Origin of the sequence: Microbispora catharanthi (assembly GCF_006334915.2) — a bacterium.
GTDB classification, from domain to species: domain Bacteria; phylum Actinomycetota; class Actinomycetes; order Streptosporangiales; family Streptosporangiaceae; genus Microbispora; species Microbispora catharanthi.
Genome location: NZ_VDMA02000062.1, coordinates 1 through 2,749 on the forward strand (window position 1 = coordinate 1; position 2,749 = coordinate 2,749).

A 2,749-nucleotide genomic window follows, 5' to 3' on the forward strand; every position below is an offset into this window, starting at 1 on the left:
GGTGGTGGGAGATCGTCCACACCCCGAGGTTGTACTTGGCCAGGGTCTCCTTCTTGCGTTCGATGTAGGAGTCGTCGGCGAGGGCCTTGTCGACCTCGAAGTGGTCGCCCCAGCAGGCGATCTCCAGGCCGTCGTAGCCCCATTCCGAGGCCAGCCGGCAGACCTCCTCGAACGGCAGGTCCGCCCACTGCCCGGTGAACAACGTGATCGGTCGCGTCATCTCACTCCCGCTCTCACAACATGTGGACAATCACACCGAGGTCCAGCTCGACCCCGCAGCGGCGCTCTCCTCGACCGCGGCGAGCACCCGCTGCACCCGCAGCCCGTCCTCGAAGGACGGCGCGGGGTCGGTGCCGGCGGCGATCGCCTCCAGGAAGTCCTTCGTCTCGTGGACGAAGGTGTGCTCGTACCCGAGGCCGTGGCCCGGCGGCCACCACGCCCCGACGTACGGGTGGTCGGGCTCGGTGACGAGGATCCGCCGGAACCCGGCGTCCCGCTCGGCGGCCTCGTAGAACCACAGCTCGTTCATCGCCTCGAAGTCGAAGGACAGGCTGCCCGCCGAGCCGTTGATCTCGATGCGCAGCGCGTTCTTGCGCCCGGTGGCGAACCGGGTGGCCTCGAACGAGGCCAGCGCCCCGCCCTCGAAGCGGCCGATGAACAGCGCCGCGTCGTCCACCGTCACCTCGCCCATCTCACCGGTGCCGCCCTCGCCGGCCAGGCCGCTCGACCCTTCGGCGAGCGGGCGCTCCTTGACGAAGGTCTCGGTGAGCGCGCTCACCCCCGTCAGCGACCGGCCGACGATGAACTGCGCGGTGTCGATGATGTGGGCGCCGATGTCGCCGAGAGCGCCGGACCCGGCCTTGTCCTTCTGGAGCCGCCAGACCAGGGGGAACTCCGGGTCGACGATCCAGTCCTGCAGGTACTGCGCCCGCACGTGCCGGATCTCCCCGAGCCTGCCCTCCTCGACGAACCGCCGGGCCAGCGCGACCGCGGGCACGCGGCGGTAGTTGAAGGCGACCATGCTGCGCACCCCGCGCGCCGCCGCCTCCTTCGCCGCCGCGGCCATGGCCTCGGCCTCTGCCACGGTGTTGGCCAGCGGCTTCTCGCACAGGACGTGCTTGCCCGCCGCCAGCGCCGCGATGGCGATCTCGGCATGGCTGTCACCCGGCGTGCAGATGTCGACGATCTGCACGTCGTCGCGTTCGACGAGCCGCTTCCAGTCGGTCTCGACCGCCGCCCAGCCGAGCTTGTCCGCGGCTTCGGCCGTGCGGCCGGGCGACCTGCCGGACAGGGCCGCCATGACGGGCCTTACCGGCAGGTCGAAGACCGAGGCGACGCTCCGCCATGCCTGCGAGTGCACGCGTCCCATGAACGCGTACCCCACCATGCCGACACCGAGCGCCGGCCTGCTTTCTGTCACTAGATCTCCCCCGAATCAGGATTCGAAGCCGAGCGGCAGATACTTCTGCGCGTTCTCCTTGGTGATGGTCTCCGATGCCAGCGTGATGGACTGCGGCACCTCCTGCTCCAGCAGGTCGCTCATGCCCTTGCCCTGGGCGATCAGACGCGCCAGCTTGATCGCCGAGGCGGCCATCGTCGGGCTGTAGGTGACCGTGGCCTTCAGCACGCCGTTGTCGGCCTGGATGTCACGCATCGCGTTGGCCGAACCCGCGCCACCGACCATGAAGAACTCGTCGCGACCGGCTTCCTTGATCGCAGCGAGCACGCCGATGCCCTGGTCGTCGTCGTGGTTCCAGATCGCGTCGATCTTCTTGTGCGCCTGCAGCAGGTTGCTGGCCACCTGCGTGCCGGACTCCACCGTGAACTTGGCGTCCTGCTGCGCGGTCACCTTGAAGCCGTACGTCTTGAGGGCGTCGGCGAAGCCCTTGCTGCGGTCCTGGGTCAGCGGCAGCGTCGCGATGCCCTGGATCTCCAGGATGACCGGGTCGGCCACGCCCTTGTCCTTCAGCGTCTTGCCGATGTAGTGGCCGGCGGCCACACCCATGCCGTAGTTGTCCCCGCCCAGCCAGGTCCGATAGGACAGCTTGTCCGGGAAGACGCGGTCCAGGTTGATCACCGGGATGCCGGCGTCCATCGCCTGCCGGGCGACCTGGTTGAGCTGCTGGCCGTCGTTCGGCAGGATCACCAGCACATTGACCTTGGCCTGGATCAGCGACTCCACCGCGGAGATCTGCTGGTTGATGTCGTTGGTCGGCTCGACCGGCTTGAACTCCACATCGGAGTACTGCTTGGCCGCGTCCGCCGCGTTCTTGGCGATGGCGGCGATCCAGCCGTGGTCGGCGGCCGGGGCCGAGAAGCCGATGACGACCTTGTCGCCGGGGGCGTCGTTGCCGCCCGTGGCCGCGGCGGCGGGGGCGGCGGCCGGCGCGCTCGCCTGCGCCGCCGGCTCGTTGCTGGTGCAGGCCGTGATGAGGGCGCCCGCGCCGATGACGGCTCCGCCGAAGAGGAAGCCCCGGCGGCCGGGGTTCTGGGTCATGTCGTTCTCCTTGCAGTGGGGGTGGAAAAGCGAGGTAAGGCGAGGAAAAAGGGCGTACGAGGCCGGGGCCGCGGCCGTACGGCGGCGGACCTGGAAGGTCGGAAAGGGGAGAGAGGGCGCCGGGGTCAGGTGTGTGAATTGAGGCTTCGCCGCTGCAGGAGCACGGCGACGACGATGATCGCGCCCTTGGCGACGAGCTGGTCGGCGGTGTTGAGGCCGTTGAGGATGAACAGGTTGGTGATCACAGTGAAG

Annotated in this window: 2 protein-coding genes and 1 pseudogene; all 3 read right to left on the reverse strand. The window is 69.0% G+C overall.

Annotated elements, in window-relative coordinates:
* Positions 1–220: pseudogene (locus tag FH610_RS42530) on the reverse strand (sugar phosphate isomerase/epimerase); the annotation flags it as partial.
* 30 nt (positions 221–250) lie between these two features.
* Positions 251–1,420, reverse strand: coding sequence for a Gfo/Idh/MocA family protein (locus FH610_RS42535; RefSeq protein ID WP_240809537.1), 1,170 nt, complete (start codon positions 1,418–1,420; stop codon positions 251–253).
* 15 nt (positions 1,421–1,435) lie between these two features.
* On the reverse strand, positions 1,436–2,497 hold the full coding sequence (locus tag FH610_RS42540) for a substrate-binding domain-containing protein (RefSeq protein ID WP_139580915.1): 1,062 nt from the start codon (positions 2,495–2,497) through the stop codon (positions 1,436–1,438).
* Positions 2,498–2,749 lie beyond the last annotated feature (252 nt).